General features: G+C 75.7%; 1 pseudogene. It reads left to right on the forward strand.

The window, feature by feature from the left end:
• Positions 1-112, forward strand: a pseudogene (locus AOK09_RS43015) (Hsp20/alpha crystallin family protein); the annotation flags it as partial.
• Between the last annotated feature and the right edge of the window lie 1006 nt (positions 113-1118).

Raw genomic sequence — 1118 nt, forward strand, 5'->3', positions numbered from 1 at the left:
GGCCGACTACGACGCCGGCGTGCTCACGATCCGCATTCCGATAGCCGAACAGGCCAAGCCACGCAAGATCGAGATCACGAGCAGTGGTGGGAAGAAGCAGATCGCCGGCTGACCAGCGCACCGCCAGACCGCCCCGGCGCGCCGAGCCCCCGCAGAGCCGGCGGGCTCTGGCGGGGTACGGGCGGACAGGCGCACGCCGCCGGGGATCGGCCCGAGTCGGTCCCCGGCTGCCCCGCCCGGTCGATCTGGCCGGGCGGCGGTGTGAGTCTCCGCCGTGCAGTCGCGGCACCGCCGAGCGCGCGAGACCTTCTCGGTCTGCTGAAGGGTTCCTTTCCACACAGTTGTCCGCATGGTGACGGCCCGCTCAGTACCGGGCTGTGGGTTGCGCCGCACGGACCCCGGCTTGCGGCGCGATGTCCTGTTCGACCTGGGCAAGGGAGGCGTGGAGGGCTTCGCGTAAGGCTTCCAGGCGCGCGAGGCAGGCGTCCATCGAGGCGATGGCGGCGCCGCTGTCGCTCCGCATCCGGCGTCCGACGGCCGCGAGCCGGTCCTCGATCCGCTGCCAGCGTGCGCGCCTCGGCGGCGGCAAGGGGGTCAGGCGCGCCGGTGGTCGCTGGCATGGCGCAGCTGGTCGGCGTGCTGGGCGAGGTCGTCGAAGCGGTGGGCGAGGCGGGGGTAGCGGGTGCCGAGGTGCGGGCGCATGGCGGCCGGCGGGGTGAGGAGTTCGGCGGCGTCCGGGGCGCCCAGCGCGGTGTGGGGGTCATCGAGCGCGGGGCGGGCCGCGGGGCGAGGTCGCTCAGGGCAGTGACCTGGGCGGCGAGCCGGCGCAGGTCGGCGGCGTGATCGCGGGCCCAAGCGGTGACGGCGCGTTCGGCGGCGCGCCGGTCACGGACCGCCTTGACCCGTCCGGCCCCGGTCGACCCGGTGGCGGGTTTGAGGCGTAGGTAGCGGTTCTCGGCGGCCTGTCGACTGGCGCCCATGGGCTGGGCGAGGTCGGCCCAGGTGGCACCCGAGGCCCGGGCGGCCTCCACCAGCGGGGCCTCCCAGCCGGCGCGCTCGGTGCGTAGCTCGCGCAGCAGGAGCAGGGTGGCCAGGGCGTGCTGGGGGCCGGCCTGGGC

The sequence above is a fragment of the Peterkaempfera griseoplana genome (genome assembly GCF_001418575.1).
Taxonomy (GTDB): domain Bacteria; phylum Actinomycetota; class Actinomycetes; order Streptomycetales; family Streptomycetaceae; genus Peterkaempfera; species Peterkaempfera griseoplana.